The organism is Streptomyces sp. NPDC058459, from assembly GCF_042721685.1.
Classification (GTDB): domain Bacteria; phylum Actinomycetota; class Actinomycetes; order Streptomycetales; family Streptomycetaceae; genus Streptomyces.
Window position 1 is genome coordinate 1 of the sequence record NZ_JBHXLV010000029.1, and the last position, 25,311, is coordinate 25,311.

Sequence of the window (25,311 nt, forward strand, 5' to 3'; positions counted from 1 at the left end):
GTGCCACACCCCGCCGCGTCCCTGATCTTGCCCCTAGGGGACCGTCAGACCCCGCCGTCAGGCCCCGCCGTCAGACCCCGGAGGAGATCTCCGTCTTCTCGCTGGACCCCGCGTCGCCCCCCGCGGCCGCGAGCGCGCGGTTGCGGCGCACCGAGGACCAGAAGGACCAGGCGATCAGCACGACACCGACCAGGCCGGTGATGACCTCGTTGATCTCGTAACGGATGGTGACCATGAGGATCACCGCGAGGGCGCCGATCGCGTAGTGGGCGCCGTGCTCCAGGTAGACGTAGTCGTCGAGGGTGCCCTGGCGGACCAGGTAGACGGTCAGCGAACGGACGTACATCGCGCCGATGCCGAGGCCCAGCGCCATCAGGACGATGTCGTTGGTGATGGCGAAGGCGCCGATCACGCCGTCGAAGGAGAAGGACGCGTCCAGGACCTCCAGGTAGAGGAACATGAAGAACGCGGCCTGGCCGGCGAGCTGCACCGCCGAACGTGGCTTGCCGGTGCGGGTGGCCTCCTCCTCGGCCTCGTGCTCACGCTCCTCCTCGGCCTCCAGCTTGTCCTCGAAGTAGCCGGAGAGGCCGCCGACGACCATGTAGGTGATCAGACCCGCGATGCCCGCGATCAGGACCGTCTGGGCCTTGTCGACATGGGTGCCGCCGTGCTGGTGGGCGTGGGTGGCGAAGGTGAAGGAGGTGATCAGCAGGACGATCAGGGCGATGCAGACCGACAGCATGTCGACCTTGCCGAGCTTGGCCAGCGGCCGTTCGATCCAGCGCAGCCACTGGATGTCCCGGTCCTCGAAGATGAAGTCGAGGAAGATCATCAGAAGGAACATGCCACCGAACGCGGCGATCGCCGGGTGGGCGTCGGTGACGAGCTGCTGGTAGAGGTCCTTGTCGGTGAAGGCGAGGTCGACCGCGTCGAGCGGATTCTTCTTCGCGGTGATGGCGACGATGACGACGGGAAAGACCAGCCGCATACCGAAGACCGCGATGAGCACGCCGACCGTGAGGAAGATCTTCTGCCAGAAGGCGTTCATCTTCTTCAGGATTCCGGCGTTGACCACCGCGTTGTCGAAGGACAGCGAAATCTCGAGGATGGTGAGGATCGCCACGATGCCGAAGCCCTGCCACCCCCCGTAGAAGACCGCCGCGACCAGGCCGAGCGCGGTCACCGCGAACGACCAGCCGAAGGTTTTCAGAAGCACTGGCTACCCCATCATCTTCCGGGGGTCCCCCCAGACCGCATCTGGGAGAGGGTTTCCCCCTTGCCGTACCCGGCTTTACGAAACGTTGACTCCGAAGTCTAGAGCGATGCCCCGAAGTCCGGACGCGTACCCCTGTCCGACCGCACGGAACTTCCATTCGCCCTGGTACCGGTACAGCTCGCCGAAGATCATGGCTGTTTCGGTGGAGGCGTCCTCACTGAGGTCGTAGCGCGCGAGTTCCTGGCCGTCCGCCTGGTTGACGACGCGGATGAACGCGTTGGCGACCTGGCCGAAGGACTGGCCGCGTTCGTCGGCGGCGTGGATCGAGACCGGAAAAATGATCTTCTCGCACTGGGGAGGCACCCGGGAGAGGTCGACCAGGATCGATTCGTCATCGCCCTCGCCCTCACCGGTGAGGTTGTCGCCGGTGTGCTCGACCGAGCCGTCGGGGCTGGTGAGCTGGTTGTAGAACACGAACCACTCGTCCCCCAGCACCCGGTTCCCGGCGCCGCACAACAGCGCGCTGGCGTCCAGGTCGAAGGGGGCGCCGGTGGTCGAGCGGGCGTCCCAGCCCAGCCCGATCGAGACGTTGGTCAGATTCGGCGCGGCCTTGGAGAGGGAGACATTGCCTCCCTTGGCGAGCGTGACACCCATGCTGGTCCTCCCCTGTGGTGTTACCTGGTTCTCCTGCGCCTCCGGCGCCGCCCGCAAACGCGGAACGGCGCCGGAGGAAGGTGCGAGCCGTACGACGTCGTCAGACGTTGACGCCGAAGTCCTGGGCGATGCCGCGCAGGCCCGAGGCGTACCCCTGTCCGATGGCGCGGAACTTCCACTCCGGGCCGTTGCGGTACAGCTCGCCGAAGACCATGGCCGTCTCGGTGGAGGCGTCCTCACTGAGGTCGTAGCGCGCGAGTTCCTGCCCGTCCGCCTGGTTGACGACGCGGATGAAGGCGTTGCGGACCTGGCCGAAGGACTGCTGGCGGTTCTCGGCCTCGTAGATCGAGACCGGGAAGACGATCTTGTCCACGTCGGCCGGGACGGTGGCGAGGTCCACCTTGACCTGCTCGTCGTCGCCCTCGCCCTCACCGGTGAGGTTGTCGCCGGTGTGCTCGACCGAGCCGTCGGGGCTCTTGAGGTTGTTGAAGAAGACGAAGTGCTGGTCGCTGGCCACCTTGCCGGCGTTGTTCACCAGCAGCGCGCTGGCGTCGAGGTCGAAGTCGGTGCCGGTCGTGGTGCGCACGTCCCAGCCCAGACCGACGATGACGGCGGTCAGGCCGGGAGCCTCCTTGGTCAGCGAGACGTTGCCACCCTTGCTGAGGCTGACTCCCACGGGTCCTCCATGTGGTCCTGGGGCCGACAGCCCCGTAGTGCATCGGATACGGGATCAACGTGCCGATCCTAGTGACGGGTTCCCGCGAAGCGCGGGCCGGTCACAGGGTGTCGAGCGCCTTCACGTAGTCGGTCAGGTCACGGGCGTCGGGCAGGCCGTTGACCACGGTCCAGCGCACGGTGCCCGTCTTGTCGAGGATGAAGGTGCCCCGGACGGCGCACCCCTTGTCCTCGTCGAAGACGCCATACGCCCGGCTCACGTTGCCGTGCGGCCAGAAGTCGCTGAGCAACGGGTACTCCAGGCCCTCCTGCTCGCCGAAGACGCGCAGGGTGTGCATGGAGTCGTTGGAGACGGCGAGCAGCTGGGTGTCCCGGTCGGTGAACTGCGGAAGGTTGTCACGCAGTTCGCACAGCTCGCCGGTGCAGACGCCGGTGAAGGCGAAGGGGTAGAAGAGCAGCACCACGTTCTTCTCGCCCCGGAAGCCGGAGAGCCGCACGGTGCGGCCGTGGTTGTCCTTCAGTTCGAAGTCGGGTGCCTCGTCGCCGACCTGGAGCGCCATCGTCCTGCATCCCTTCGCTGAGCCGTACGGGTGAGCGGGTCACTCGCCCGGTCTCCACCCTACGCAGCGATCACGCCGGGACCGCCGGGCGGACCGGGGAGTCCCGGCCCGCTCGGCGCGGCGATGACGCGTTCTTCCTAACGCTTGCCGGACTTGGCGGCCTTCGGCGTCGCCAGACGCGAGCCGCTCCAGTCCTTGCCGACGCTGACGCTCTTCGAAGCGGTCAGCCCTGCGGTGGTTGCGGCCTCCGAGATGTCGCTCGGCTCCACGTACCCCGTACGGCCGGTCTTCGGCGTCAGAAGCAGGATGGCGCCGCCCTCTTCGATGTACGTGGTGGCATCCACGAGTACATCGGTGAGGTCTCCGTCGTCATCACGGAACCACAGCACAACGGCGTCGGCCACGTCGTCGTATTCCTCGTCCATCAGGTCGCCTTCGACGGCTTCCTCGATGGCCTCGCGGAGCTCCTGATCGACGTCCTCGTCGTAGCCGATCTCCTGGACCACCTGTCCGGGCTGGAACCCCAGCCTGGCGGCAGGGTTCGTCCGCTCCTCCGCGTGGTCCGCGGTCGCGCTCACGGGTTGCCTCCTGATCATGTCTTGGTGAATAACTGAGCCACGCGCGTGCGCGAAGCATTGGCCGTAGTCCACACGGGCGGGGCGGATCGCGCAAGTACCCGGCCTTCTTGACCGCCGAAACGGTGACGTTCCGGGCCGCTTCGGCACCCCGCACCGCCCCGCACCGCCCTTCATGGCACCGTATCCCGTTTCCCGGAGAACCACATCACACCGATGTGCCCCTTATGCGCACTTCGGAATCATCCGCCGATACGCCCATCGAACAACTTTGCCATGCCCGTCACACCCCGGGCGTATCGTCATGATTTGAGCTGTCCGGCGACAGGAACGGGGGGAACCAGTGGATGACGTACCACGTTCCCCAGGTACACGATGGGTAACGGTGTAGGCAGGTCCCTCCGACAGGTAAGGAACAGCGTGGCTTCCGGTTCCGATCGCAATCCGATCATCATTGGCGGCCTTCCGAGTCAGGTTCCTGACTTCGATCCCGAGGAAACGCAGGAGTGGCTCGACTCCCTCGACGCCGCCGTGGACGAGCGTGGCCGGGAGCGGGCCAGGTATCTGATGCTGCGGCTGATCGAACGAGCCCGCGAGAAGCGCGTGGCCGTGCCCGAGATGCGCAGCACGGACTACGTCAACACGATCCCCACCAAGAGCGAGCCGTTCTTCCCCGGCAACGAGGAGATCGAGCGCCGCATCCTCAACGCGACCCGCTGGAACGCGGCCGTGATGGTCTCGCGCGCCCAGCGGCCCGGCATCGGCGTCGGCGGCCACATCGCCACCTTCGCCTCCTCCGCCTCCCTGTACGACGTGGGCTTCAACCACTTCTTCCGGGGCAAGGACGGCGGTGACGGCGGCGACCAGGTCTTCTTCCAGGGCCACGCCTCGCCGGGCATCTACGCCCGCGCGTATCTGCTGGACCGGCTCTCGGAGAACCAGCTCGACGGGTTCCGCCAGGAGCACTCCAGGTTCCCGGACGGCCTGTCCAGCTACCCCCACCCGCGCTCGATGCCGGACTTCTGGGAGTTCCCGACCGTCTCCATGGGCCTCGGCCCGCTCGGCGCGATCTACCAGGCCCGGATGAACCGGTACATGGAGGCGCGCGGCATCGCCGACACCTCGAACTCGCACGTGTGGGCGTTCCTCGGCGACGGCGAGATGGACGAGCCGGAGTCGCTCGGCCAGCTGTCCATCGCGGCCCGTGAGGGGCTGGACAACCTGACCTTCGTGGTCAACTGCAACCTCCAGCGGCTCGACGGCCCGGTGCGCGGCAACGGCAAGATCATCCAGGAGCTGGAGTCGCAGTTCCGCGGCGCCGGCTGGAACGTGATCAAGCTGGTGTGGGACCGCAGCTGGGACCCGCTGCTGGCCCAGGACCGGGACGGCGTGCTGGTCAACCGGATGAACACCACCCCGGACGGCCAGTTCCAGACGTACGCCACCGAGTCCGGTGCCTACATCCGGGACCACTTCTTCGGTGACGACCACCGGCTGCGCGCCATGGTGGAGAACATGACCGACGACCAGGTCCTGCACCTGGGCCGCGGCGGCCACGACCATCGCAAGATCTACGCGGCGTTCAAGGCGGCCAAGGAACATAAGGGCCAGCCGACGGTCATCCTGGCCAAGACGATCAAGGGCTGGACGCTGGGCCCGAACTTCGAGGGCCGCAACGCCACCCACCAGATGAAGAAGCTGACGGTCGACGACCTCAAGGGCTTCCGCGACCGGCTGCACCTGCCGATCACCGACAGGGAGCTGGAGTCCGGCGCGCCGCCGTACTACCACCCCGGCCGGGACTCGGAGGAGATGCAGTACATGCACGACCGGCGCTCCTCGCTCGGGGGCTACGTGCCGACGCGCGTCGTGCGCTCGAAGCCGCTCGCGCTGCCCGACGAGAAGGCGTACGCGAGTGTGAAGAAGGGGTCGGGGCAGCAGTCCATCGCCACCACGATGGCGTTCGTACGACTGCTGAAGGACCTCATGCGGGACAAGGAGATCGGCAAGCGGTTCGTGCTGATCGCGCCGGACGAGTACCGCACCTTCGGCATGGACTCCTTCTTCCCGAGCGCGAAGATCTACAACCCGCTGGGTCAGCAGTACGAGTCGGTGGACCGGGAGCTGCTGCTCGCCTACAAGGAGTCCCCGACCGGCCAGATGCTGCACGACGGCATCTCCGAGGCGGGCTGCACGGCCTCACTGATCGCGGCCGGCTCGGCCTACGCCACACACGGCGAGCCGCTGATCCCGGTGTACGTCTTCTACTCGATGTTCGGCTTCCAGCGCACCGGCGACCAGTTCTGGCAGATGGCCGACCAGCTCTCGCGAGGTTTCGTGCTGGGCGCGACCGCCGGCCGCACGACCCTGACCGGCGAAGGCCTCCAGCACGCGGACGGCCACTCCCAGCTCCTCGCCTCGACCAACCCGGCGTGCGTGGCCTACGACCCGGCGTACGGGTACGAGATCGCGCACATCGTCGAGGACGGGCTGCGCCGGATGTACGGCGGGTCCGCAGAGAACCCGGAGCACCCGCACGGCGAGGACGTCTTCTACTACCTCACCGTCTACAACGAGCCCATCCAGCACCCGGCCGAACCGGCGGACGTGGATGCCGAGGGCATCCTCAGGGGTGTCCACCGGCTGAAGGAGGGCACCGGCGGCTCGGTCCCGGCGCAGATCATGGCGTCCGGTGTCGCGGTGCCGTGGGCGCTGGAGGCGCAGCGCGTCCTCGCCGACGAGTGGGACGTCAGGGCCGATGTCTGGTCGGCGACCTCCTGGAACGAGCTGCGCCGGGAGGCGGTGGCCTGCGAGCAGCACAACCTGCTGCACCCCGAGGAGGAGCAGCGGGTGCCGTTTGTGACCCGGAAGCTCGGGGGGGCGCAGGGGCCGTTCGTGGCGGTGTCCGACTGGATGCGGTCGGTGCCGGACCAGATCGCGCGGTGGGTGCCCGGTCCCTACCAGTCCCTCGGTGCGGACGGGTTCGGGTTCGCGGACACACGCGGGGCGGCTCGGCGGTTCTTCCACATCGACGCGCAGTCGATCGTGGTGGCGGTGCTGACGGAGCTGGCGAAGGAGGGGAAGATCGACCGGTCCGCGCTGAAGCAGGCCATCGACCGGTACCAGTTGCTGGATGTGAAGGCGGCGGCTCCCGGCGCGGCCGGAGGAGACGCGTAGCGCCGCGCGGCCCGAGTGTGGCCGCGCGATCACCGTTCTCGCTTCGGTGATCGCGCGGCCGCGGGGCCGTCGTGGCTTGTCGCGCGGTTCCCCGCGCCCCTCGCAAGCCGGCCGGTCTCAGATGTGGCCCACCCCTGCGCCCGCCTCCGCGTTCACGCCTCGGCGGGTCAGCAGGGCCACCAGGATGGCCACCGCCGCCACGCCCGCCGCCACCAGCGACGCGAGGCTCATGCCCGAGATGAAGGTGTCATGGGCGACGTCGGTGATCTTGGCGATCAGGGGCGGGGGCGTCTGCCGGGTCACCGGGGCCACGCCGACCTGGACCGCCTGGGACGCCTGGGCGAGTTGAGCGGGGGTCAGCGGGGGCAGGCCCGCGCCGGTCCAGTTGCCTGCCAGATCGCTGTCGACCTTGGAGGCCATGACGGCGCCCAGTACGGCGGTGCCGAGGCTGCCGCCGATCTGCATGGCCGCCTGCTGGAGACCGCCCGCCACGCCCGAGAGCGCCATGGGGGCGTTGCCCACGATGACCTCGGTGGCGCCCACCATGACCGGGGCGAGCCCGAGGCCGAGCAGCGCGAACCAGACCGACATGGTCGCGCTGCCGGTGTCCGCCTTGAGGGTGGACATGCCGTACATGGCGACGGCGGTGAGCGTCATGCCGCCGGCGAGCGGGATGCGCGGGCCCAGCTTGGTGATGGCGAAGCCGGCCAGCGGGGAGCCGACGATCAGCATGCCGGTGAGCGGGAGCAGATGCAGACCGGCGTCGACGGGGCGGAGGCCGTGCACGTTCTGGAGGTAGAACGTCACGAAGAACAGGCCGCCCATGAAGGCGATGGCCATCATCACCATCAGCACCACGCCCGCCGAGAGCGGGACCGAGCGGAACAGGGTCAGCGGGATCAGCGGTTCGGCGACCCTCGTCTCCCACCAGGCGAAGACCACGAAGAGCAGCGCCGAGGCGCCCATGAAGCCCCAGGTCCGGCCGTCGCCCCAGCCCCAGGCCGGAGCCTTGATCAGCGCCCAGACCAGGCAGAACATGGCGCCGGAGAGCAGCGCGATGCCGGGCAGGTCGAAGGAGCGCGGGGCGTTCTCCGCGCGGTGGTCGAGCAGGATCAGGGTGCCGAGCAGAAGGGCGAGCAGGCCGACGGGCACGTTGACGAAGAACACCGACTGCCAGTTGACGTGCTGGACCAGCACACCGCCGAGGATCGGGCCGCCCGCTGTGGAGGCGCCGATGACCATGCCCCAGATGCCGATCGCCATGTTGAGCTTCTCGGCCGGGAAGGTGGCCCGCAGCAGGCCGAGCGCGGCCGGCATCAGCAGCGCGCCGAACAGGCCCTGGAGGACCCGGAAGGTGACGACCCCCGGGATGCTGTCGGACAGGCCGATGGCACCGGAGGCCAGTGCGAAGCCGGTCACACCGATGAGGAAGGTCTGCCGGTGCCCGAAGCGGTCACCGAGCTTGCCCGCGGTGATCAGGGCGACCGCGAGGGCGAGGAAGTAGGCGTTGGTGATCCACTGCACGTCGGAGAAGCTCGCGTGCAGGTCCTTGGCGATGGCCGGGTTGGCGATGGCCACGATGGTGCCGTCGAGGGCCACCATCATGACGCCCACGGCGACGGTGATCAGGGTGAACCAGGGGTGCCCGCGCAGGCCCGCCGGAGCGGGCGGCGACACGTCGGCGGGTGACCCGTCCTCCGGTCCCGTCTTGTCGATGGTGGTCTGACTAGTCATGTAATAAGGCTAGTGACAGTCACTGACACTTGACAAACACCTTCCCCGGTCAGTGGCCGACATCCGACCGCCCTTCACCCGAGCGCATAGGCTGAGCTGGAAGGACGCACCGGGAGAGGCCATGGAGACGCTGCGCGAACGCAAGAAGCGGCGTACCCGCGAGGCGCTGGTACGCGCCGCCCTCGAACTGTTCACCACCCAGGGGTACGAGCGCACCACCGTCGACGAGATCGCCGAGGCCGTCGATGTGTCGCAGCGCACCTTCTTCCGCTACTTCGCTGGCAAGGAGGACGCGGCCTTCGCCGTGCAGGAGGTGACGGAGGCCCGTTTCGTGACCGCCGTACGGGCCCGGCCGCCGCACGAACCGCCGATGGAGGCGCTCCGGCAGGCCATGCTGGAGGGCTGGGACGACATACGGGAGACCGTCGAGTCGGTCGTACCGGTCGGGCTGTATCTGCGGATGTACCGCATGATCGAGTCCACCCCGGCGCTGCTCGCCGCGCATCTGCGCCGGTCGGCGGCGACCGAGGAGACCCTTGCCCGGCTGCTCGCGGAACGCGAGGGCGTCGACCTGGACACCGACCCCCGCCCCCGGCTCACCGTGGCCGTGTTCGCCGGGGTGATACGGGTCACCGAGCGGCAGTGGAGCACCGGTGACGACTTCAGTCCGGCGGCCATCCGGGGGCTCACGGAGGCGTACCTCGATCAGGTGGGCCCGGCACTGACGGGGAACTGGCGCGCGGCCTGAAATCGTCGGCGGACCAGGGGAGATCGTCGCGAAAGACCGCCCCTGGACCGGCTTCCGGCCCGCGAAACGTGATACCGGCCACTCGATTGCCCCGAGACCCTTCCGTTCTCCTAGTGTGTCCTCCCAGTGACTTCCTTCGGCACCTCTCCCCAGCTCAACGCATGGCGCGCACTCCTGGCGCCGGCCGTCGTGTTCGTGATGCTCGCGACCACCGGCTGGACCGCGCTGCACAGCCACCGCGAGTCGGCCGCGCTGCGGTCCTCCTTCTCCCGGTGGGTGCGCGACAGCCTGCACGGCAAGCCGCTGCCGGACCCGGCGAAGACCGCCCCGGACCGGCTGGCCCGCTTCTTCGGCTCACTCACCGCCCACGACCGCCACGACCTGGCCCGGCGCCACCCGCTGGCGGTGGGCAACATGAACGGCGCCCCCGTCCCACTGCGCTACGAGGCCAACCGGGTGGCGCTGGAGCGGGAGCGGGACGTGGAGTCCCGGCGCACGCACGACAACCGGCTCAGTACGGCCGGCCAGCAGGACGCCTCCCGCAGGCTGCACCGGTACGAGGCGCTCATGCGGCCCGAGCGGCACATCCTCGCCTTCGACCCCGAGGGCTCGGGCCGGATCGCCGAGGTCTTCGGCGACCTGCGCCGGGCGGAGCGGATCTCCGTGGTGGTGCCCGGTGTCGACACCGACCTGATCACCTTCGAGAGGTCCCACCGTCCGTACAGCGCCCCGGTCGGCATGGCCAAGGCGCTCTACTCGGCCGAGCGGCAGGCGGCGCCCGCCACCCGTACCGCCGTGATCGCCTGGGCCGACTACACCGCGCCCGCCGGGCTCGGGGTGGACGCGGCGACCGCGATGCGCGCGACGGACGGCGCCGTCCGGCTGAACGCCCTGCTGCGCGGGCTGCCCGGCCGGGCCGAGGTGTCGATGTTCTGCCACAGCTACGGCTCGGTGGTCTGCGGGGTCGCCGCGCCCGGCATGCCCCGCCGGGTCAGCGACATCGCGGTGGCCGCGAGCCCCGGCATGCGGGCGGCCAGGGCCGCCCACCTGAACCCCACCGCCCGGGTGTGGGCGATGCGGGACGCCACCGACTGGGTGCAGGACGTGCCGTATCTGGAGGTCGGCGGGCTCGGGCACGGCGCGGACCCGGTGTCCCGCGCGTTCGGCGCCCGGGTGCTGTCCTCGCGCGACGCGCGGGGCCACGCCGGTTACTTCCAGCCGGGCACGGACAGCCTGCGCAATCTCGCCGAGGTCGGCGTGGGGGCGTACGGCTCGGTGACCTGCGCCCGGGGGGACGAGGCGTGCCGGGCCGGGGTGCCGGACGCGCCCGCCGGGGGACGCGCGTAGAGACAGCAGGAAGTGCGGTCGGCGCGGGTGGCGACGGAGGGACAGGTGCCGCATACGATGAGCCACATGGGTGACGTACTGGCGGGTTTTCAGGCCGTCTGGGAGTTCGACTCCGACTCCGTGCTCATCCGCTACGAGCGGGGGATACGCACACCGAAACTCTTCCAGGCACTCGGCCGACGACGGGTGCCGCTCGCCGCCCTCGATGCGGTGAGCCTGGCCGAGGGCAGGCGGGGCACCGTGGTACTGCGCCTTCAGCCGCGCGCCGGGGCCGACCCGCTGCTGGAGGCGGCGGCCGGCCAGCTCCCCGACGGCCTGGACCCCTACCGGCTGGTCCTGCCCGCCGAGCGGGAGACGCTGGCCGAGTACTACGCCGACGAGCTGACGGCCGCGCTGACCGAGTCCGGTCCCGCCGACCGGCATCTGATCGCCGCCCCCGAGGCGCCGCAGCGGTTCAAGGCGTACGACGGCAAGGCGTCCTTCGACGGGACCTCGGTGCGGTTCCGCTGGTCGTGGACGGGTGCGTCCTCGGCGAAGTGGAAGGCGGGTGACCAGAGGTTCGCGGTCACGGACCTCGGCGGGGTGGAGTGGCGCTCACCGGAGGCGTTCGAGGGGTATCTGCGGCTGCTGCCGAACGACCCCGCCGCCGATCCGGTCCCGCCCGACCAGGACGCGGCGACCGTGGTCTTCGGGCTCGGCTACGGGCCGGTGCACGAGTCGCTGCCGTTCGCGGCGGCCGTCCTCGCGGCGGTACGGACCCGGGGTGCCGTACCGGCGGTGCCGGCCGCGCCCCGGCGGGACCCGGCCGGTGTCGCCGAGCGCATCCGCAGCCTCGGTGACCTGCACCGGGCCGGTCTGGTGACCGACGAGGAGTTCGCCGCGAAGAAGGCCGAGCTGTAGCTCCTACCGCTCCCGGCCCGCTCCTACCGCTCCCGGCCCGCCGAGGTGAACGTCATGTCGGCGTACCGGTCCCCCGCGACCTGCCCGGCGATCGGCTCCAGCAGGTCCAGCTCCCCGGCGGTGAGGACGAGGTGCGCGGCACCGGCGTTCTCGGTGACCCGGTCCGCCTTGCGGGTGCCCGGGATCGGCACGACCACGAGGCCGTGCACCGCGGCCCGCTGGTGCACCCAGGCCAGCGCGACCTGCCCGAGGGTCGCCCCGTGCGCCTCGGCCACTTGGCGCACCGGCTCCAGCAGGGCCGCGTTGGCGGTCGCGTTGTCGCCGGTGAAGCGGGGCTGGGAGCGGCGGAAGTCGCCCTCGGTCAGTTCCTCGGCGGCATCGGTGAAGGCGCCGGTGAGGAAGCCCCGCCCCAGCGGGGAGTAGGGGACCAGGCCGACGCCCAGCTCGCGGGCGGCCGGAACGACGTGGGCCTCGATGTCCCGGCTGAACAGGGACCACTCGGACTGCACGGCCGCGATCGGGTGGACGGCGTGCGCGGTACGCAGTTCCCCGGCGGTGACCTCGCTCAGCCCCAGGTGCTTGACCTTGCCCTCACGCACCAGGTCGGCCATGACGCCGACGGTCTCCTCCAAGGGCACGTTCACATCGCGGCGGTGCATGTAATAGAGGTCGATCACGTCGACGTCGAGCCGCTTCAGGCTGTCCTCGACGGCCTGGCGGATGTAGGGGGCGTCGTTGCGGATGATCCGCCTGCTCGGGTCGTCCGGCGGGATGGACAGCGCGAACTTGGTGGCGATGACCACCTCGTCGCGGTGCGCCTTGAGGAAGGGGGCGAGGAACCGCTCGTTGTCCCCGGCGCCGTAGGCGTCCGCCGTGTCGTACAGCGTCACGCCCAGGTCGAAGGCGCGCTCCAGCGCGGCCCGCGACTGCCCGGTGTCCGCCGGGCCGTAGCCGAAGCTCATGCCCATGCAGCCGAGGCCCTGGACGCCGGTCTCCGGGCCGGTCTCGCCCAGGCGTACGGCCGGCATCGTGCGGTCGGTCATCGGGTGGTCCCCTCCGTGGCGTAGAAACCGATCTTCAGATCGAGCACGGCGAGCGTGTCGCGCAGCTCGTCGATCCGGCCGAGCACGTCCCGGCGGGTCGACTCCAGCAGCTCGCGCCGTTCGTCGTAGGTGCTCTCCCCCTGCCGCACCAGCTCGGCGTACCGGACCATGTCGGCGACCGGCATGCCGGTGAGCCGCAGCTTGGTCACGAAGACCAGCCAGTCCAGATCGCGGTTGGTATAGCGGCGCTGGCCGGTGTGCGAGCGGTCGACGTGCGGCATCAGGCCGATCCGCTCGTACCAGCGCAGGGTGTGCGCGGTCAGTCCGGTGAAGGCGACGACCTCACTGATCGTGTACCGGTCCTGGCCGTCCGGCCGGGGATGGCGCGGCGGGGGGCCGGAGCAGTCGTCCTGGCCGGCCGACACCGCCTGCGTGGTCTGCGTCACCGTCATGCCCCCAACGCTAAGACCTTCGAGCGCACTCCAGGCAAGCGGTGTCCGGCAGAAACGGCCCGGACGGAAATGGCGGCGACGGGAGCCTGGTCCGGACGCTAGCGTGCCGCGTATGAGTCTCGTACGCCGGGCCGTGCCCGAGGACGCGCGGGAAGTGCTGCGCCTGCGCCAGGTGATGCTGGACTCGGTCTCCGGGGGCGGTGACGCGGGGGCCTGGCACGAGGGGTCGCTGCCTGCGCTGCGCGCCCGGCTGGCCGAGCCCGCGGGCACCTTCGCCGCCTTCGTGGTGAACCACCCGGAGCGGCCGGGGGTCCTGGCCGCGCTCGCGGCGGGGACGGTCGAGTACCGGATCGGGCGGGAGAGCAATCCGCACGGCACGGTCGGCTACCTCTTCAGCGTCGCCACCGACCCCGGCACCCGCCGCCGGGGCTACTCCCGCGCGTGCGTGGACGGGCTGCTGGCCTGGTTCCGCGAGCGGGGCGCCCGGCAGGTCCAGCTCACCGCGTCCGCCGAGGCCCGGCCGCTGTACGAGGCGCTCGGGTTCAGGCCCAAGCCGGACCCGTTGATGGAGCTGCGGCTGTGACCCGCATAGGCTCCCTGGCATGTCGTCGCAGAGCCTGGCACTGATCGAGAACTGGCCCGTCCCCACCGCCGCCGCGGGCGTCGTCCGCGCCGACGGGACCGTACTGGGCACCCGCGGTCCGGTGGACCACCGCTTCCCGCTGGCCTCGGTGACCAAGCCGCTGGCCGCCTACGCGGCGCTGGTCGCGTACGAGGAGGGCGCCGTCGAGCTGGACGAGCCCGCCGGACCGCCCGGGGCCACGGTCCGCCACCTGCTGGCGCACACCTCCGGGCTGGCCTTCGACGAGCACCGCACGACGGGGGCGCCGGGCGAGCGGCGGCTGTACTCCAACGCCGGGTTCGAGCAGCTCGGCGACCACATCGCCAAGGCCACCGACATCCCCTTCGCCGAGTACCTGCGGCAGGCGGTGCTGGCGCCGCTGGGCATGACGTCGACCTCGCTGGAGGGCTCGCCCGCCAGGGACGGCGTCTCCACGGTGGCGGACCTGCTGCGGTTCGCGGCCGAGGTGCAGGCGCCGCGCCTGCTGGACCCCCGGACGGTCGCGGAGGCGATGACCGTGCAGTACCCGGGTACCAAGGGCGTGCTACCGGGATACGGGCACCAGAACCCCAACGACTGGGGCCTCGGCTTCGAGATCCGGGGCACCAAGTCCCCGCACTGGACCGGGAGTTCGTCCTCCCCGCGCACCTTCGGCCACTTCGGACAGTCCGGCACCTTCCTGTGGACCGACCCGGACGCGGGCCTGGCTGCCGTCGCCCTCACCGACCGCGCCTTCGGCCCCTGGGCGATCGAGGCGTGGCCGGTGTTCACGGACGCGGTGCTGGCCGGGGCGCGCGGCTAGGGCCCCATCTCCCACACCAGCAGCTCGGCCGCCGTCACCCCCACCGCCGCGAGGCCCTCCGCGCCGGTGATCCGGGCCGAGTCGCCGGGGCCGAGGGTCTCGCCGGCGAGGCCGGCCTCGCCGCGCACCACATGGACGTAGAGGTGCGCCGCGTCCGGCAGTGCCGTCCGCTCCCCCGCCGCGAGCCGCCGTACGTGCAGCGTCGCCCCGGCCCCGGGCAGAGCGTACGGGGTGGAGTCGGCGATGCCCGGGACGACCTCGTAGGACGGCTCGCCGCCGGGCTTCAGCGGGGCGAGCCACAGTTGCACGAAGGTCAGCGGGACCGTGCCGTCGTTGCGCTCGACGTGCCGGACGCCCGCGGCCGCGCTGAGGTGCTGCAGGTCGCCGGGGCGGACCACGCTCGCGTGGCCGGCGGAGTCGCGGTGGGTCAGCTCGCCCTCGACGACCCAGGTGACGATCTCGGTGTGGCTGTGCGGGTGCTCGTCGAAGCCGGCGCCGGGGGCGAGCCGTTCCTCGTTGCAGGCGAGCACCGCGCCGAAGCGCAGGTTCCCGGGGTCGTAGTGCGGCCCGAACGACAGGGCGTGCCGGGAGTCGATGCCCGCCTCCGGGTCTCCTCCGTGGTAACGCTCAGCGGCGCGCCGTACCTCCATCACGGCACCCACGGTAGTGCGCGTGGTGCCCGTGCCACAGGCATGTACCGGCCGGTGTGCGGTTCCTGAACCATCGCGGCTCGAAAACACCCGAATGGCCCGTTTAGCCCTTCGCGCGGGGGCCGCTCCCGGCGGCGGCCGGTACAAGGGAAAGGAAGGAAATCGGTTCGCGGACGGGCCACTCGGCGTCCGCGAACGGGTGAGAACCGGGCACAGCGACCGAAGGGGCGCCTCATGGCGGACACAGTGGAGCGTGCGGAACCCGGACAGCGGCGGGTAGGGGTCGCGGTCATCGGCCTGGGCGGCGCGGTGGCGAGCACCGCGGTGGCGGGGGTCGAGGCGCTGCGGCTGGGGACGACGGCGACCGACGGGCTGCCGCTCGCCGGACGCGACGACCTGGTGCCGTACGACAGCCTCGTCTTCGGCGGCTGGGACCTCTCGCCGGACGACCTGGCCAAGGCCGCACAGGTGCACCAGGTGCTGGAGCAGGAGCAGTTGGAGGCGGTCGCGCCGCGGTTGCAGCTGATACGGCCCTGGCCGGCGGTGGCCGACCCGGAGTACTGCCGCAACATCACCGGGGCGAACGTGATGCCGGTCGCCGGCCTGCGGGCGCGCGCCGAGCGGCTCCGGGAGGACCTGCGGGTCTTCCGGGCGGAGGAGAACCTGGACACCGTGGTGGTGGTCAACCTCGCCTCCACCGAGCGGTGGCCGGACCCCGCCAGCCCCGCCCTCGCCTCCGCCGCCGCGTTCGAGCGGGCGCTGGACGAGGACGACGAGTCGGTCGGGCCGGCCATGGTCTACGCCTACGCGGCCCTGCGGGAGGGCATGCCGTACGTCAACTTCACCCCGTCGCTGTCGGTGGACGCCCCCGCGCTGGTGGAGCTGGCCGAGCGGGAGGGCGTGCCGGTCGCCGGCAAGGACGGCAAGACCGGCCAGACGATGATCAAGACGGTGCTCGCCCCGGCGCTGCGGTCCCGCGCGCTGCGGGTGGAGGGCTGGTACTCCACCAACATCCTGGGCAACCGCGACGGCAGGGCGCTGGACGATCCGGACTCGCTCTCCAGCAAGATCGGCACCAAGGGATCGGTGCTCGACGCGATGCTCGGCTACCCGGTCGAGGACCACATCGTGCGGATCGACTACTACCGGCCCCGTGGCGACGCCAAGGAGGCGTGGGACAACGTCGACCTCGTCGGCTTCCTGGGCCGGCGCATGCAGCTGAAGATCGACTTCCTGTGCCGCGACTCCATCCTCGCCGCCCCGCTGGTGCTGGAACTGGTGCGGGTCATGGCGGAGGCGCACCGGCGCGGCGAAGGCGGTGTGCAGGAGCAGTTGGGCTACTTCTTCAAGGCCCCGATGACCGCGGACGGCACCGAGCCCGAGCACGCGCTGCACGAGCAGGAGCGGCGGCTGCTGTCGTGGCTCGACGCCGGGATCGCGCGGCGGTGAACGTGCTCGACCCGTCCCCCGCCCCGCCGGCCCCGCCGGCCCCGCCGTCGCACACGGTGCCCGGCCGCCTCGCGCACCTGGTCCCGGTACTGCGCGAGGTGGGCGACCTGAAGCGGGTGCGGGGCGCCGGTTGGCGCGGTTCGGTCGCCGAGCGCGCCTTCCGCGGGGCCTGGGCCGACCTGGTGCGGGGCGCGCCGGTGCGGGAGATCGCCGACCGGGAGTGCGCGGCGGCCGTAGCCGGCGCCCGGCTGGCGGGCGTGGACGCGCGCGTGCTGCGGCGGTGCGGGCTGAGCCCCGGGGCGACGCGGGCGGTGCTGCGCCGCTCGGTGGCCGAGCACGCCGGGGCGCTCGGAGAGCGGACGCTCGGGCGGCTGCTGTCGGCGGTACCGCTCGCCGCGTCGCAGGGCATCCGGCAGTCCGGCGTGGCACCCCGGTTCGCCGAGGTGCTGTGCGACCAGCCACGGGCGGGCGCGACCTGTCCGGGCCGGGCGCGGGTGATGGCCGAGCCGCCGGAGAGCCACGGCGACCACTGCTGGGCGGTGGCCGTCTACGGCGCCCTCCTGGCCGACCTCTTCGACGCCGACCCGGCGGACGCGTTCCTGCTGGGCCTCGGCCACCACCTGCACAACGTGGTGCTGCCGGACGCGGGGTTCGCCGGGGAGATGCTCCTCGGCGACGAACTGACCGCCATCGTGGACCGGTTGACGCGCGAGCAGCTCGCGCGGATGCCGGGCGCCCTCGCCGAGAGGCTGGCCGGGCTGCTGGCGGGGCGGGGGTCCGCCGACGACGCGAGCGCACGGGCCTTCCACGCGGCGGACGTCCTGGACCGGATCCTTCAGGTGCTGCACCACGAGCGGGCGGCGGCCTACAGCGCGGTCACGGCGCTGGACGACCTGCACCTGGTGCACGCCTCCCCGGTGTCGGCCTTCCACACCGCGGTGCTGGACGCGGCGGGGCTCGGGTGAGCGGCGCGAGCGGGACCCGCGGAGCGCTGCTGAGCCCGGAGAACGGGGCACCCCTGGTGCCCTGGAGCCGCGGACTGCTCGACGACGGGGAGCGGCTGTGGCCGGTGGTGGAGGGCATCCCCTGGCTCCGGGCCGGCCGTGAGGAGCTGCGGGAACGCGCCGTGGCGCTGCTGGCCGCGGGTGCGGAGGAGGAGGCCGCGCTCGCCCTGCTCGCCGACAGCGACGACTGGTGGGACGAGGAGCCGCCGCACCGGGAGCGGCTGCGCCAGGCGCTGTGGGCGACCACCATGCGCCGGGCGGTGGCGGCGCTGGGCATGGGCCGGGTGGGGGACTACTTCCTGCACCGGTGGAGCGACCCGTCGTGGCTCGCCCTGCTGGCGCTCACCCGCCACCACCCGCCGGGCGGCCTGCCGGTGGTCGAACTCGCCTGCGGCGCCGGTCACCTGCTGCGTCAGCTGGAGCTGGCCGGCGCCCGGCGGGTGACCGGAGTGGACGTGGTGTTCGCCAAGCTCTGGCTGGCCCGCCGCTTCGTCTGCCCCACCGCCGGGCTGGTCTGCGCCGACATCAGCCGGCCGTGGCCGCTGCCCGCGCGGGGCGACTGCTACGTCGCCTGCCACGACGCCCTGTACTTCGTCCGCGACAAGGAGGCGGTGGTGCGCCGGGCCGTGCGGCACGCCGGGCCGGGCGGCGCCGTCGTGCTGGGGCACTGCCATGTGGCGGGCACCGGTGCGCCCAGCGCCGGACTGCCGCTGACCGCGCCGGCCTGGCGCGACCTGCTGCCGGGCTGCGTCCTCTACGGCGACGGGGAGCTGACGCGCGCCTACCTGGAGCGGCGCGCGCCCCGGCCGGTGGAGGCGCGCGAGGTGACGGGCGAGGAGGCCGTGGCGCTGGTGCGCGCTCCGGGCGGCGTCAGCGACGTCGACCTGCCCGCGGGCCGTCCGCTGCGGCTGAACCCGCTCTACGACCGCGGTCGCCTGGTCTGGCCGGGTGAGCGGTGGCGCGGCGAGTACGGACCGGCGATGGCCTACCTCCCCGAGCGGATCGAGGTGCCCGCCGCCGTGCTCGCCGACGCCCGTGCCGGCCGGATGACGCCCGAGGTCGGTGAACTGGCCCGGCGGCGTGTGCTGGTGGACCTCCCGGAGCACTGGTGAGCGCCCGGCGTCCGGGCAGCGGCGCGCCGGACGGGGTGTGCCGGTGGGCGGTGGTGGGCTGCGGCTGGGTGGCCCGGGACCACTTCGTGCCGGGGGTGCGCGCGAGCGCGGCCGGCGCGTGGGGACGGGCCCGTGTCGTGGCGGCGGTCGACCGCGACGCGGACGCCGCGGCGGCGGTGTCCCGCGCGGCCGGCGGGGTGCCGGTCCACCGCGACACCGCGGCCCTGCTGGCGCGGGGCGGCGCCGACGCCGTGTACGTCGCCACCCCCAACCACGCCCACCGTGAGGTCGTCGAGGCGGCGGCCGGGGCCGGGCTCGCCGTGCTGTGCGAGAAGCCGCTCGCCGCGGGCGTGGCGGACGCGGCGGCCGTGGCGGACGCCTGCGGCCGGGCCGGGGTCGTCGCGGGTACCGCCTTCGACCAGCGGTTCCATCCGGCCCACCGGGTGGCACGCCGACTCGTGCGGGCCGGACGCCTCGGGCGGGTCACCGCGGTACGGATCGTCTACGGCTGCTGGCTGCCGCCGGAGTGGTCCCCGCCCGGTGAGCGGGCGGGCGGGTACGACAACTGGCGGGCCGACCCGGCGCGGGCCGGCGGCGGGGCCGTGCTGGACCTCGCCCCGCACGTGCTGGACCTGGCCGGAGAGGTGCTGGGGCGGGACACGGTGCGGCTGTCGGTGGTGCCGCAGCGGCGGGTGCACCGCTACCCGGTGGACGACGGGGGGCTGTTGACCGCGGTGACGGGTGACGGGGTGCTGGTCTCGGCGCACGTGTCGTACAACACCCGCGAGCGGTTGCCGCGCCGGCGCCTGGAGATCGTCGGGACGGACGGGCAGCTGACGGCGACCGACACCATGGGCCAGGAGGCGGGGGGCCGCCTGGAGCTGCGGGACGCCGCCGGGCGGGTCACGGAGGTGCCGTTCGACGCGGTCACCTCGCCGTTCACCGCGCAGGTACGGGCGTTCTCCGCGGCGGTCATGGCCGGCCCCGCGGACACCGGCCGCCGCTGGGCCTGGCCGCTGGAGCGGGACCTGATGCTGCACCGGATGCTGCTGGCCGCCCTCGCGGAGGCGGAACGTCCCGCGGAGCGTGCCGGACACGGACACCACGTCCTGGAGTCGGAGGGCACGTCGCCATGACCCTGTCCCTGTGGACCTGTGCGCACTGCGGCCACTGGCAGCGGTGGTTCGCCCCTCCCCCGTCGTGCCCCGTCTGCTCCGACGTGCGCAACGCCCTGCCCGAGGACGGGTGGGACCTGCGCGCCGAACCGGACGTCGCCGCCGCGCACCGCACCGTGTGGCGCCGGGTGCTGCCGGGGGTGACGGAGTTCTCCACGCGGCCGGTCCTCGGCCTGGGCTCGGTGGGCTGGCTGATCGAGACCGGACTCGGCAACGTCTGCTGGGAGGCCACCGGACACTACGGGCCCGAGGCGCTGGGGAGGATCGAGCGGCTCGGCGGCGTAGCCGTGCTCGGCTCCAGCCACGTCCACGGCTACGGCGCGCTCTGGCAGCTCCAGGACCACTTCGCGCCCCCCGACGTCGTCGTCGGCACCGAGGACCTGACCTGGACCAAGACCTTCCGGGTCACCCGCCCCGTCGACGAGCGCATGGAGATCGCGCCGGGGCTGACGGTCCACCGCACCGGCGGGCACTTCGCCGGCCACTGCGTGCTGCACGACGCCGGCCGCGGCGTGCTGTTCTGCGGGGACGCGCTGAAACCCGAACTCGACGCCTCCGGACGGGCCGTGGGCCTGTCCTGCCACAAGGCGTTCCACGCCCGCATCCCGTTGTCGCGGGCGGAGCTGAGCCGCTACCGGGAGATCCTCGCGCCGCTCGCGTTCACGGCGATCGCCACCCCCTTCGAGTACGCGGCGCCGGTCACCACCGCCGATGTGTTGCACCTCATCGACCGGCTGCTGGAAGGCCGCGCCCACACCGACGCCCTGCCCCTCGGGAGCCGCTCATGAGCCCGTCGTCCCTCGCCGTCGCCGAGGCGTACCGCGCGGCGGTCGCCCCCGGCTGCGGCATCCCCTTCGACATGGGGCCCGCCGACCGCCTCGGCCGCCCGGCCATCTCGGTGGAGCACACCGACTCCACACTCCCCACACCCCTGCGCCGCAACGGCTGCGGTTACGGGGCCGACGAGGACGCCGCCCTGCTGGGGGCACTCGGCGAGCTGGCCGAAGGGGTCCTGCTCACCCGCCACCTGACCACCGCCGCCCGCGTCCACGGCTCCTACCGCGAGCTGGTCGCCGAGCGGGGCGCCGACCGCGTCGCCGACCCGGTGTCGCTGGTGCTGGAGGCGGGCTCCGGCCACCGGCCGGACCAGCCCCTCACCTGGGTGGCGGCCGAGCGGATACGGACCGGTGAGGAGGTGCTCGTCCCGCTGGAGTTCGCGCTGTGCGACGGCCGCACCGCCGACCCGCCGCCGGGTACGGGCTGGCTGATCACCCCCGTCACCAATGGGCTGGGCGCCGGGGACACCCGTGCGCGGGCCCTCGCCCACGGCCTGCTGGAGCTCATCCAGCGCGACGGCAACGCCACGGCGCACCGGGCGATGGACCGAGGCGTCGTCATCGACACGGACGCGGCTCGCGACCCCGTCTCCCGTGCCGTACTGGCCGACCTGGACGCCGCGGGCGTGCGGGTGGTGGTGAAGCTCGCCGACGACCAGTTCCGGATGGCCGGCCTGCACGTGGTGGGGGTCGACTCGGACCCGGACGCCTCACCGCTGCTGCTGACCGCCTGCGGGGAGGCCGCCCACCCCGACCGGGAGACCGCGCTGCGCAAGGCACTCCTGGAGTACACCAACTCGCGGGCCCGCAAGGTCTTCTCCCACGGTCCCCTGGAACTGGCGGAGCGGCTGGCCCCCGCCGGATACCTCGACCGCGAACTCTCCGTGCCGGTCGCGCCCCAGGAGCCGCGTGCCCTGGCCGCGATGACGGCGTGGACCCGGCTGTCCGCGCCGGCGCTCGCCGCGCTGCTGGCACCCACCGTGTTCGCCGAACGCTCCTCGGTGCCGTTCTCCGCCCTGCCGACCGTGCCGCCCGGGTCGCTGACCGACCCGGAGGCGCTGCTCGCCGAACTGCTGGACCGGCTCGCCGAGTTCGATGTCCTCGCCGTCATGGCCCACGGGGACGGGGTGCACGCGGTGAAGGTGCTGGTGCCGGGCCTGGAGGTGGAGACCATGTCGTACCACCGGATCGGCGGCCGGGGCGTGCGGCGGCTGCTGGAGCGCGGACTCGGCCTTGCCGGGCCGGGAGCGCCGCCGCACAGGGGGGCGCTGCCGGTGCTCCTCACCGAGCGGGAGGCCGAACTGCTGGGCGGCGCCGCCTGGTTCGACACCGCCCTCGCCGACCGCATGGTCGGGGACCTGTATCCGCTCTACCGCGAACCGGACCGCCACGCGGTCGTACGTGTATCGGAGGGACGATGACCATCACCGAGGAGGCCGGCCGCGCGCTGCGCTACGCCTACAACACCAACGGCATGACCTCGCACCGCCTCACCGACGCCCTGGGTCTGCTGGCGGACACCGGGTACGACGGCGTCGCCCTCACCGTGGACGTGCTCCACCACGACCCGTTCGCGCCCGGTCTGCCGGGCCGCACCCGGGAGTTGCGGCGGCGGGTGGAGCGGCTTGGCCTGGCCACCACCGTCGAGACCGGGGCGCGCTTCCTGCTGGACCCGCGCCGCAAGCACGAGCCGACCCTGATCACGCCCGACGCCGAGGGGCGGGCGCGGCGGGTGGCGTTCCTGCGGACCTGCGTGGACATCGCCGCCGAGCTGGGCAGCGAGGCGGTCTCCTTCTGGGCCGGCGTGCCGCGCGCCGGTCAGGCGGCGGAGCCGGGCGGCCCGGCGTGGGGGTGGCTGGAGGCAGGGGTGGGCGAGGTCTGTGCCCACGCGGCCCGGCGCGGGGTGGTGGCGGCTCTGGAGCCGGAGCCCGGCATGCTGGTGGAGGACTGCGCCGGCTGGGAGGTGCTCGCCGGCCGCGTGCCGGGGCTCCGGCTGGCCCTGGACACCGGTCACTGCCTGGTCACCGGAGACCTGGCGCCGGACGAGGCGGTGCTGCGGTACGGGGCGTCGCTGGGCGCGGTCGCCGTGGAGGACATGCCGCGTGGCCGCCACGAGCACCGCGCGCCCGGAGAAGGGGACATGGACTTCCCCGCCGTTCTCAGCGCGCTGCGCACCGTGGGCCACCGGGGCCTGGTGTCGCTGGAGCTGTCCCGCGACGCGCACCGGGCCGACACCCTGGTGCCCGGTGCGCTCGCCGCCCTGCGCGCCGCCGAGCACGCGGCCGGAGCCCCGCGGCCGGCCGCGACCGTGGAGGGGCGATGAGGATCTGCTTCGTCTCGCGCCGCTACTGGCCCGCGGTCTCCGGCATGAGCGCCTACGCCGAGAACCTGCTCCGGCACCTGGTCGCCGACGGCCACGAGGTGACGCTCGTCTCGCAGTACCGCGGGGACCCCGAGGGCCGCGCCGTCTACGGAGGGGGCCCGCCCCCCGCCGACCGGGTACCGGCCGGGGTGCGGGTGGCGGCGGTGGAGGCGCTCGGTGAACAGGCCGTCACCCGCGGCCGGCCCGCCGACTTCGAGGCGGACGTGGCGGCGCTGCGCGACGCCGTGCTCGACTGCCACCGGCGTGCCCCGCTGGACGTCGTCCACGCCCAGTACGGCTACCCGACGGGGCTGGCGGCACTCGACGCCTCGGCGCTCACCGGGGTGCCGGCCGTGGTCTCCGTCCAGGGCGGCGACGGGCACTGGGTGGGCACTTGCTGCGACGACCACCGCGTGGCGATCCGGCGCGTCTTCCGTGAGGCTCCGGCGCTGCTCATCGGCTCGCCGTCCTTCGCCCGCGAGGTAGCCGCCCGCCATGACCTGCCACCCGGCCGTTTCACCGTCGTCGACGGCGCCACCGACACCCGCCTGTTCCACCCGCGCCCCGACCGGACCCCGGGCGACCTCGGTGACCCGCCGGTGCTGCTCTACCACGGCCGCATGGACCGCCGCAAAGGCGTGTTCGACCTGCTGGAGGCGGTACGCCTGCTCGCCGCGCGGGGCCGCCGCCTGCGGCTGGCGATGTCCGGGGCCGGGCCCGACCTGGAGGCGGTGCGGGAGCTGGCCCGCACCACGGGCCCGAGCGGGCTCGTCGAGGTGACCGGCCCCGTGCCGTACGACCGGGCGCCGGCGGTCTACCGCGGCGGTGACCTGTTCGTCAGCCCGACCTGGGCGGAAGGGTTCTCCAACACGATCCTGGAGGCCATGGCCACCGGCCTGCCCGTGGTCTCCACCCGCGTGGTCGGAGTCGTGGACTGCGTCGAGGACGGCGTCAACGGCCTGCTCACCGACGCCCGCGACCCCGCCGGGCTCGCCGACGCCGTCGACCGGCTGCTGGCGGACGGCTCCCTGCGCACCCGCCTGGCCGCCACCGCGCTGGAGCACGTACGCACCCGCTGGTCCTGGCCCGTGGCGGCGGCCCGGATCACCGACGTCTACCGGTCCGTCACCGTACCGGGGACGGCACGGGACACCCGGAGCACCGGCAGCACGGGCGGCGCGGTGGCGTCCGCCCCGGAAGGCGACGACCCCGGCGGGCTCCGGCAGGCGCGGGCCGCCGCCGGCTCGGTGTGCCGCTTCCGCCTCGCCCCGCACCTGCTGTGACCGGCGCCGGTCCGGGCACGGCTCTCGCCGTCGGCCCCCATCTGGACGACGCCGTCTTCTCCGCCGGCGGCACCCTGCGGGCGCTGGTGGCGGCGGGCTGGCGGGTCCGCGTCGTCACCTGCTTCACCGCCTCGGTGCCCGACCCCACCGGCTTCGCCCTCAGCACCCAGCTCGACAAGGGACTCGGCGCGGACATCGACTACATGGCCCTGCGGCGCGCCGAGGACCGGGAGGCGCAGCGGCGGCTCGGCACCCGGCGGCCGGTGCACCTGCCCCTGCCGGAGGCCCCGCACCGCGGCTACCACAGCCCGGTGGCGCTCTTCGGGGACCCGCTCCCGGAGGACGGCCTCACCCACGCGCTGGCCGCGCACCTGCGGCCCCTGCTGCGCGACGCCGACCTCGTGCTGGGGCCGCAGGCCCTCGGCGCGCACGTCGACCACCGGCTGACCACCCGCGCCCTGCTGGCCAGCGGTGTGCTGCCCCGGCTGGCGCTGTGGCGGGACGCACCGTACGCCGTGCGGTGCCCCGACGCCCGGCCCGACGACACGGTGCGCCGGACGGCGGCTCTCACGGAGGTGTCCCTCGACGTGACGGAGCATCTGACCGCCAAGGTGGACGCGGTCCTCGCCTACGCCACCCAACTCGGTTTCCAGTTCGGGGGCGAGGAGAACGTACCCGGTGCGGTGCGCGCGGCGGCGCGCGGCGACGCCGTCGCGGCGGCGGGCCCGGCACGCCACGCCGAGCGGCTCCTCGCGGGAGGGCAGGCCGCGGCGCATCTGCGGGCACTCGCGTACACGGACCGGACCCCGGCTTCGCGGCAGGGCACCTGATCGTCGGCTTCGCGGCGGGGGACCTGATCGTCGTCGCCGGCCAGCGGGCATCGTGCCGCCGGGTGGGGTCCCGTGCCGGCGTCCAGCCGTGCGGAGGGCCGGGGA

General features: G+C 72.8%; 24 protein-coding genes. 15 read left to right on the forward strand and 9 right to left on the reverse strand.

Going from position 1 to position 25,311, the window contains the following annotated elements:
- Positions 1-70: 70 nt before the first annotated feature.
- The 5 genes from ACFWN1_RS08500 to ACFWN1_RS08520 all read right to left on the reverse strand — a co-directional run bounded on the left by ACFWN1_RS08500 (position 71) and on the right by ACFWN1_RS08520 (position 3,683).
- Positions 71-1,216 carry a DUF475 domain-containing protein gene (locus ACFWN1_RS08500; protein WP_384359360.1) on the reverse strand — a complete coding sequence of 382 codons (1,146 nt, stop codon included), beginning with the start codon at positions 1,214-1,216 and terminating at the stop codon, positions 71-73.
- A gap of 75 nt (positions 1,217-1,291) precedes the next feature.
- On the reverse strand, positions 1,292-1,870 hold the full coding sequence (locus tag ACFWN1_RS08505; RefSeq protein WP_384359361.1) for a TerD family protein: 579 nt from the start codon (positions 1,868-1,870) through the stop codon (positions 1,292-1,294).
- A gap of 100 nt (positions 1,871-1,970) precedes the next feature.
- On the reverse strand, positions 1,971-2,546 hold the full coding sequence (locus ACFWN1_RS08510) for a TerD family protein (RefSeq protein ID WP_384359362.1): 576 nt from the start codon (positions 2,544-2,546) through the stop codon (positions 1,971-1,973).
- 100 nt (positions 2,547-2,646) lie between these two features.
- On the reverse strand, positions 2,647-3,105 hold the full coding sequence (locus ACFWN1_RS08515) for a peroxiredoxin (protein ID WP_384359363.1): 459 nt from the start codon (positions 3,103-3,105) through the stop codon (positions 2,647-2,649).
- Between the two features lie 137 nt (positions 3,106-3,242).
- Complete coding sequence (locus ACFWN1_RS08520) at positions 3,243-3,683, reverse strand: DUF3052 domain-containing protein (RefSeq protein WP_018545328.1); 441 nt, start codon at positions 3,681-3,683, stop codon at positions 3,243-3,245.
- 417 nt (positions 3,684-4,100) lie between these two features.
- Between ACFWN1_RS08520 and aceE the strand changes: the two genes are divergently transcribed.
- Entirely contained in the window at positions 4,101-6,857 is a 2,757-nt protein-coding gene (aceE, locus tag ACFWN1_RS08525; RefSeq protein WP_384359364.1) for a pyruvate dehydrogenase (acetyl-transferring), homodimeric type, read from the forward strand.
- 117 nt (positions 6,858-6,974) lie between these two features.
- On the opposite strand, the gene ACFWN1_RS08530 is transcribed toward aceE, so the two are convergent.
- Positions 6,975-8,591, reverse strand: a complete 1,617-nt coding sequence (locus tag ACFWN1_RS08530; RefSeq protein WP_384359365.1) for an MFS transporter — start codon at positions 8,589-8,591, stop codon at positions 6,975-6,977.
- 121 nt (positions 8,592-8,712) lie between these two features.
- On the opposite strand from ACFWN1_RS08530, the gene ACFWN1_RS08535 reads away from it, so the two are divergent.
- The 3 genes from ACFWN1_RS08535 to ACFWN1_RS08545 all read left to right on the forward strand — a co-directional run bounded on the left by ACFWN1_RS08535 (position 8,713) and on the right by ACFWN1_RS08545 (position 11,586).
- Positions 8,713-9,339 (forward strand): TetR family transcriptional regulator, encoded by a 627-nt coding sequence (locus tag ACFWN1_RS08535; RefSeq protein ID WP_384359366.1) that lies wholly within the window; start codon positions 8,713-8,715, stop codon positions 9,337-9,339.
- A gap of 126 nt (positions 9,340-9,465) precedes the next feature.
- The gene (locus ACFWN1_RS08540; RefSeq protein WP_384359367.1) at positions 9,466-10,686 is read left to right on the forward strand and encodes an alpha/beta hydrolase; all 1,221 of its coding nucleotides are present in this window, start codon (positions 9,466-9,468) and stop codon (positions 10,684-10,686) included.
- A 66-nt stretch (positions 10,687-10,752) separates the two neighbouring features.
- Positions 10,753-11,586, forward strand: coding sequence for a DUF4429 domain-containing protein (locus tag ACFWN1_RS08545; protein WP_384359368.1), 834 nt, complete (start codon positions 10,753-10,755; stop codon positions 11,584-11,586).
- 23 nt (positions 11,587-11,609) lie between these two features.
- Here ACFWN1_RS08545 and ACFWN1_RS08550 read toward each other — a convergent pair whose 3' ends face one another.
- Both ACFWN1_RS08550 and ACFWN1_RS08555 read right to left on the reverse strand, forming a co-directional pair.
- Positions 11,610-12,629 (reverse strand): aldo/keto reductase, encoded by a 1,020-nt coding sequence (locus ACFWN1_RS08550; protein WP_384359369.1) that lies wholly within the window; start codon positions 12,627-12,629, stop codon positions 11,610-11,612.
- Positions 12,626-13,081, reverse strand: a complete 456-nt coding sequence (locus ACFWN1_RS08555) for a MerR family transcriptional regulator (protein ID WP_384359370.1) — start codon at positions 13,079-13,081, stop codon at positions 12,626-12,628. Before ACFWN1_RS08555 ends, ACFWN1_RS08550 begins: the two co-directional genes overlap by 4 nt.
- Positions 13,082-13,193: 112 nt before the next feature.
- Between ACFWN1_RS08555 and ACFWN1_RS08560 the strand changes: the two genes are divergently transcribed.
- Positions 13,194-13,664, forward strand: coding sequence for a GNAT family N-acetyltransferase (locus tag ACFWN1_RS08560; protein ID WP_384359371.1), 471 nt, complete (start codon positions 13,194-13,196; stop codon positions 13,662-13,664).
- Positions 13,665-13,683: 19 nt separating this feature from the next.
- Entirely contained in the window at positions 13,684-14,505 is an 822-nt protein-coding gene (locus tag ACFWN1_RS08565; RefSeq protein ID WP_384359372.1) for a serine hydrolase domain-containing protein, read from the forward strand.
- On the opposite strand, the gene ACFWN1_RS08570 is transcribed toward ACFWN1_RS08565, so the two are convergent.
- A complete protein-coding gene (locus ACFWN1_RS08570; protein WP_384359398.1) occupies positions 14,502-15,155 on the reverse strand; it encodes a pirin family protein in 654 nt (217 codons plus the stop codon). The two genes, ACFWN1_RS08565 and ACFWN1_RS08570, sit on opposite strands and share 4 nt — an antisense overlap.
- 234 nt (positions 15,156-15,389) lie before the next feature.
- On the opposite strand from ACFWN1_RS08570, the gene ACFWN1_RS08575 reads away from it, so the two are divergent.
- The 9 genes from ACFWN1_RS08575 to ACFWN1_RS08615 are packed head-to-tail and all read left to right on the forward strand — an operon-like array spanning position 15,390 to position 25,206.
- Positions 15,390-16,604, forward strand: a complete 1,215-nt coding sequence (locus ACFWN1_RS08575) for an inositol-3-phosphate synthase (protein WP_384359373.1) — start codon at positions 15,390-15,392, stop codon at positions 16,602-16,604.
- Positions 16,601-17,569, forward strand: coding sequence for a hypothetical protein (locus tag ACFWN1_RS08580; RefSeq protein WP_384359374.1), 969 nt, complete (start codon positions 16,601-16,603; stop codon positions 17,567-17,569). Before ACFWN1_RS08575 ends, ACFWN1_RS08580 begins: the two co-directional genes overlap by 4 nt.
- Positions 17,566-18,720, forward strand: coding sequence for a class I SAM-dependent methyltransferase (locus ACFWN1_RS08585; RefSeq protein ID WP_384359375.1), 1,155 nt, complete (start codon positions 17,566-17,568; stop codon positions 18,718-18,720). The genes ACFWN1_RS08580 and ACFWN1_RS08585 overlap by 4 nt, the downstream gene beginning before the upstream one ends.
- Positions 18,717-19,856 (forward strand): Gfo/Idh/MocA family protein, encoded by a 1,140-nt coding sequence (locus ACFWN1_RS08590; RefSeq protein WP_384359376.1) that lies wholly within the window; start codon positions 18,717-18,719, stop codon positions 19,854-19,856. Before ACFWN1_RS08585 ends, ACFWN1_RS08590 begins: the two co-directional genes overlap by 4 nt.
- A complete protein-coding gene (locus ACFWN1_RS08595; RefSeq protein ID WP_384359377.1) occupies positions 19,853-20,683 on the forward strand; it encodes an MBL fold metallo-hydrolase in 831 nt (276 codons plus the stop codon). The genes ACFWN1_RS08590 and ACFWN1_RS08595 overlap by 4 nt, the downstream gene beginning before the upstream one ends.
- Complete coding sequence (locus tag ACFWN1_RS08600; protein WP_384359378.1) at positions 20,680-22,152, forward strand: YcaO-like family protein; 1,473 nt, start codon at positions 20,680-20,682, stop codon at positions 22,150-22,152. The genes ACFWN1_RS08595 and ACFWN1_RS08600 overlap by 4 nt, the downstream gene beginning before the upstream one ends.
- Entirely contained in the window at positions 22,149-23,054 is a 906-nt protein-coding gene (locus tag ACFWN1_RS08605) for a sugar phosphate isomerase/epimerase family protein (protein WP_384359379.1), read from the forward strand. Before ACFWN1_RS08600 ends, ACFWN1_RS08605 begins: the two co-directional genes overlap by 4 nt.
- On the forward strand, positions 23,051-24,376 hold the full coding sequence (locus ACFWN1_RS08610; RefSeq protein WP_384359380.1) for a glycosyltransferase family 4 protein: 1,326 nt from the start codon (positions 23,051-23,053) through the stop codon (positions 24,374-24,376). Before ACFWN1_RS08605 ends, ACFWN1_RS08610 begins: the two co-directional genes overlap by 4 nt.
- On the forward strand, positions 24,373-25,206 hold the full coding sequence (locus tag ACFWN1_RS08615; protein ID WP_384359381.1) for a PIG-L deacetylase family protein: 834 nt from the start codon (positions 24,373-24,375) through the stop codon (positions 25,204-25,206). Before ACFWN1_RS08610 ends, ACFWN1_RS08615 begins: the two co-directional genes overlap by 4 nt.
- Positions 25,207-25,311 lie beyond the last annotated feature (105 nt).

Bases quoted from the DNA above. Each gene is read 5' to 3' on its own strand.
- ACFWN1_RS08555 (WP_384359370.1), bottom strand. From the start codon at position 13,081: ATGACGGTGACGCAGACCACGCAGGCGGTGTCGGCCGGCCAGGACGAC.
- ACFWN1_RS08550 (WP_384359369.1), bottom strand. From the start codon at position 12,629: ATGACCGACCGCACGATGCCGGCCGTACGCCTGGGCGAGACCGGCCCG.
- ACFWN1_RS08575 (WP_384359373.1), top strand. From the start codon at position 15,390: ATGGCGGACACAGTGGAGCGTGCGGAACCCGGACAGCGGCGGGTAGGG.
- ACFWN1_RS08560 (WP_384359371.1), top strand. From the start codon at position 13,194: ATGAGTCTCGTACGCCGGGCCGTGCCCGAGGACGCGCGGGAAGTGCTG.
- ACFWN1_RS08570 (WP_384359398.1), bottom strand. From the start codon at position 15,155: ATGGAGGTACGGCGCGCCGCTGAGCGTTACCACGGAGGAGACCCGGAG.
- ACFWN1_RS08515 (WP_384359363.1), bottom strand. From the start codon at position 3,105: ATGGCGCTCCAGGTCGGCGACGAGGCACCCGACTTCGAACTGAAGGAC.
- ACFWN1_RS08505 (WP_384359361.1), bottom strand. From the start codon at position 1,870: ATGGGTGTCACGCTCGCCAAGGGAGGCAATGTCTCCCTCTCCAAGGCC.
- ACFWN1_RS08600 (WP_384359378.1), top strand. From the start codon at position 20,680: ATGAGCCCGTCGTCCCTCGCCGTCGCCGAGGCGTACCGCGCGGCGGTC.
- ACFWN1_RS08545 (WP_384359368.1), top strand. From the start codon at position 10,753: ATGGGTGACGTACTGGCGGGTTTTCAGGCCGTCTGGGAGTTCGACTCC.
- ACFWN1_RS08610 (WP_384359380.1), top strand. From the start codon at position 23,051: ATGAGGATCTGCTTCGTCTCGCGCCGCTACTGGCCCGCGGTCTCCGGC.
- ACFWN1_RS08605 (WP_384359379.1), top strand. From the start codon at position 22,149: ATGACCATCACCGAGGAGGCCGGCCGCGCGCTGCGCTACGCCTACAAC.
- ACFWN1_RS08535 (WP_384359366.1), top strand. From the start codon at position 8,713: ATGGAGACGCTGCGCGAACGCAAGAAGCGGCGTACCCGCGAGGCGCTG.
- ACFWN1_RS08565 (WP_384359372.1), top strand. From the start codon at position 13,684: ATGTCGTCGCAGAGCCTGGCACTGATCGAGAACTGGCCCGTCCCCACC.
- ACFWN1_RS08530 (WP_384359365.1), bottom strand. From the start codon at position 8,591: ATGACTAGTCAGACCACCATCGACAAGACGGGACCGGAGGACGGGTCA.
- ACFWN1_RS08595 (WP_384359377.1), top strand. From the start codon at position 19,853: ATGACCCTGTCCCTGTGGACCTGTGCGCACTGCGGCCACTGGCAGCGG.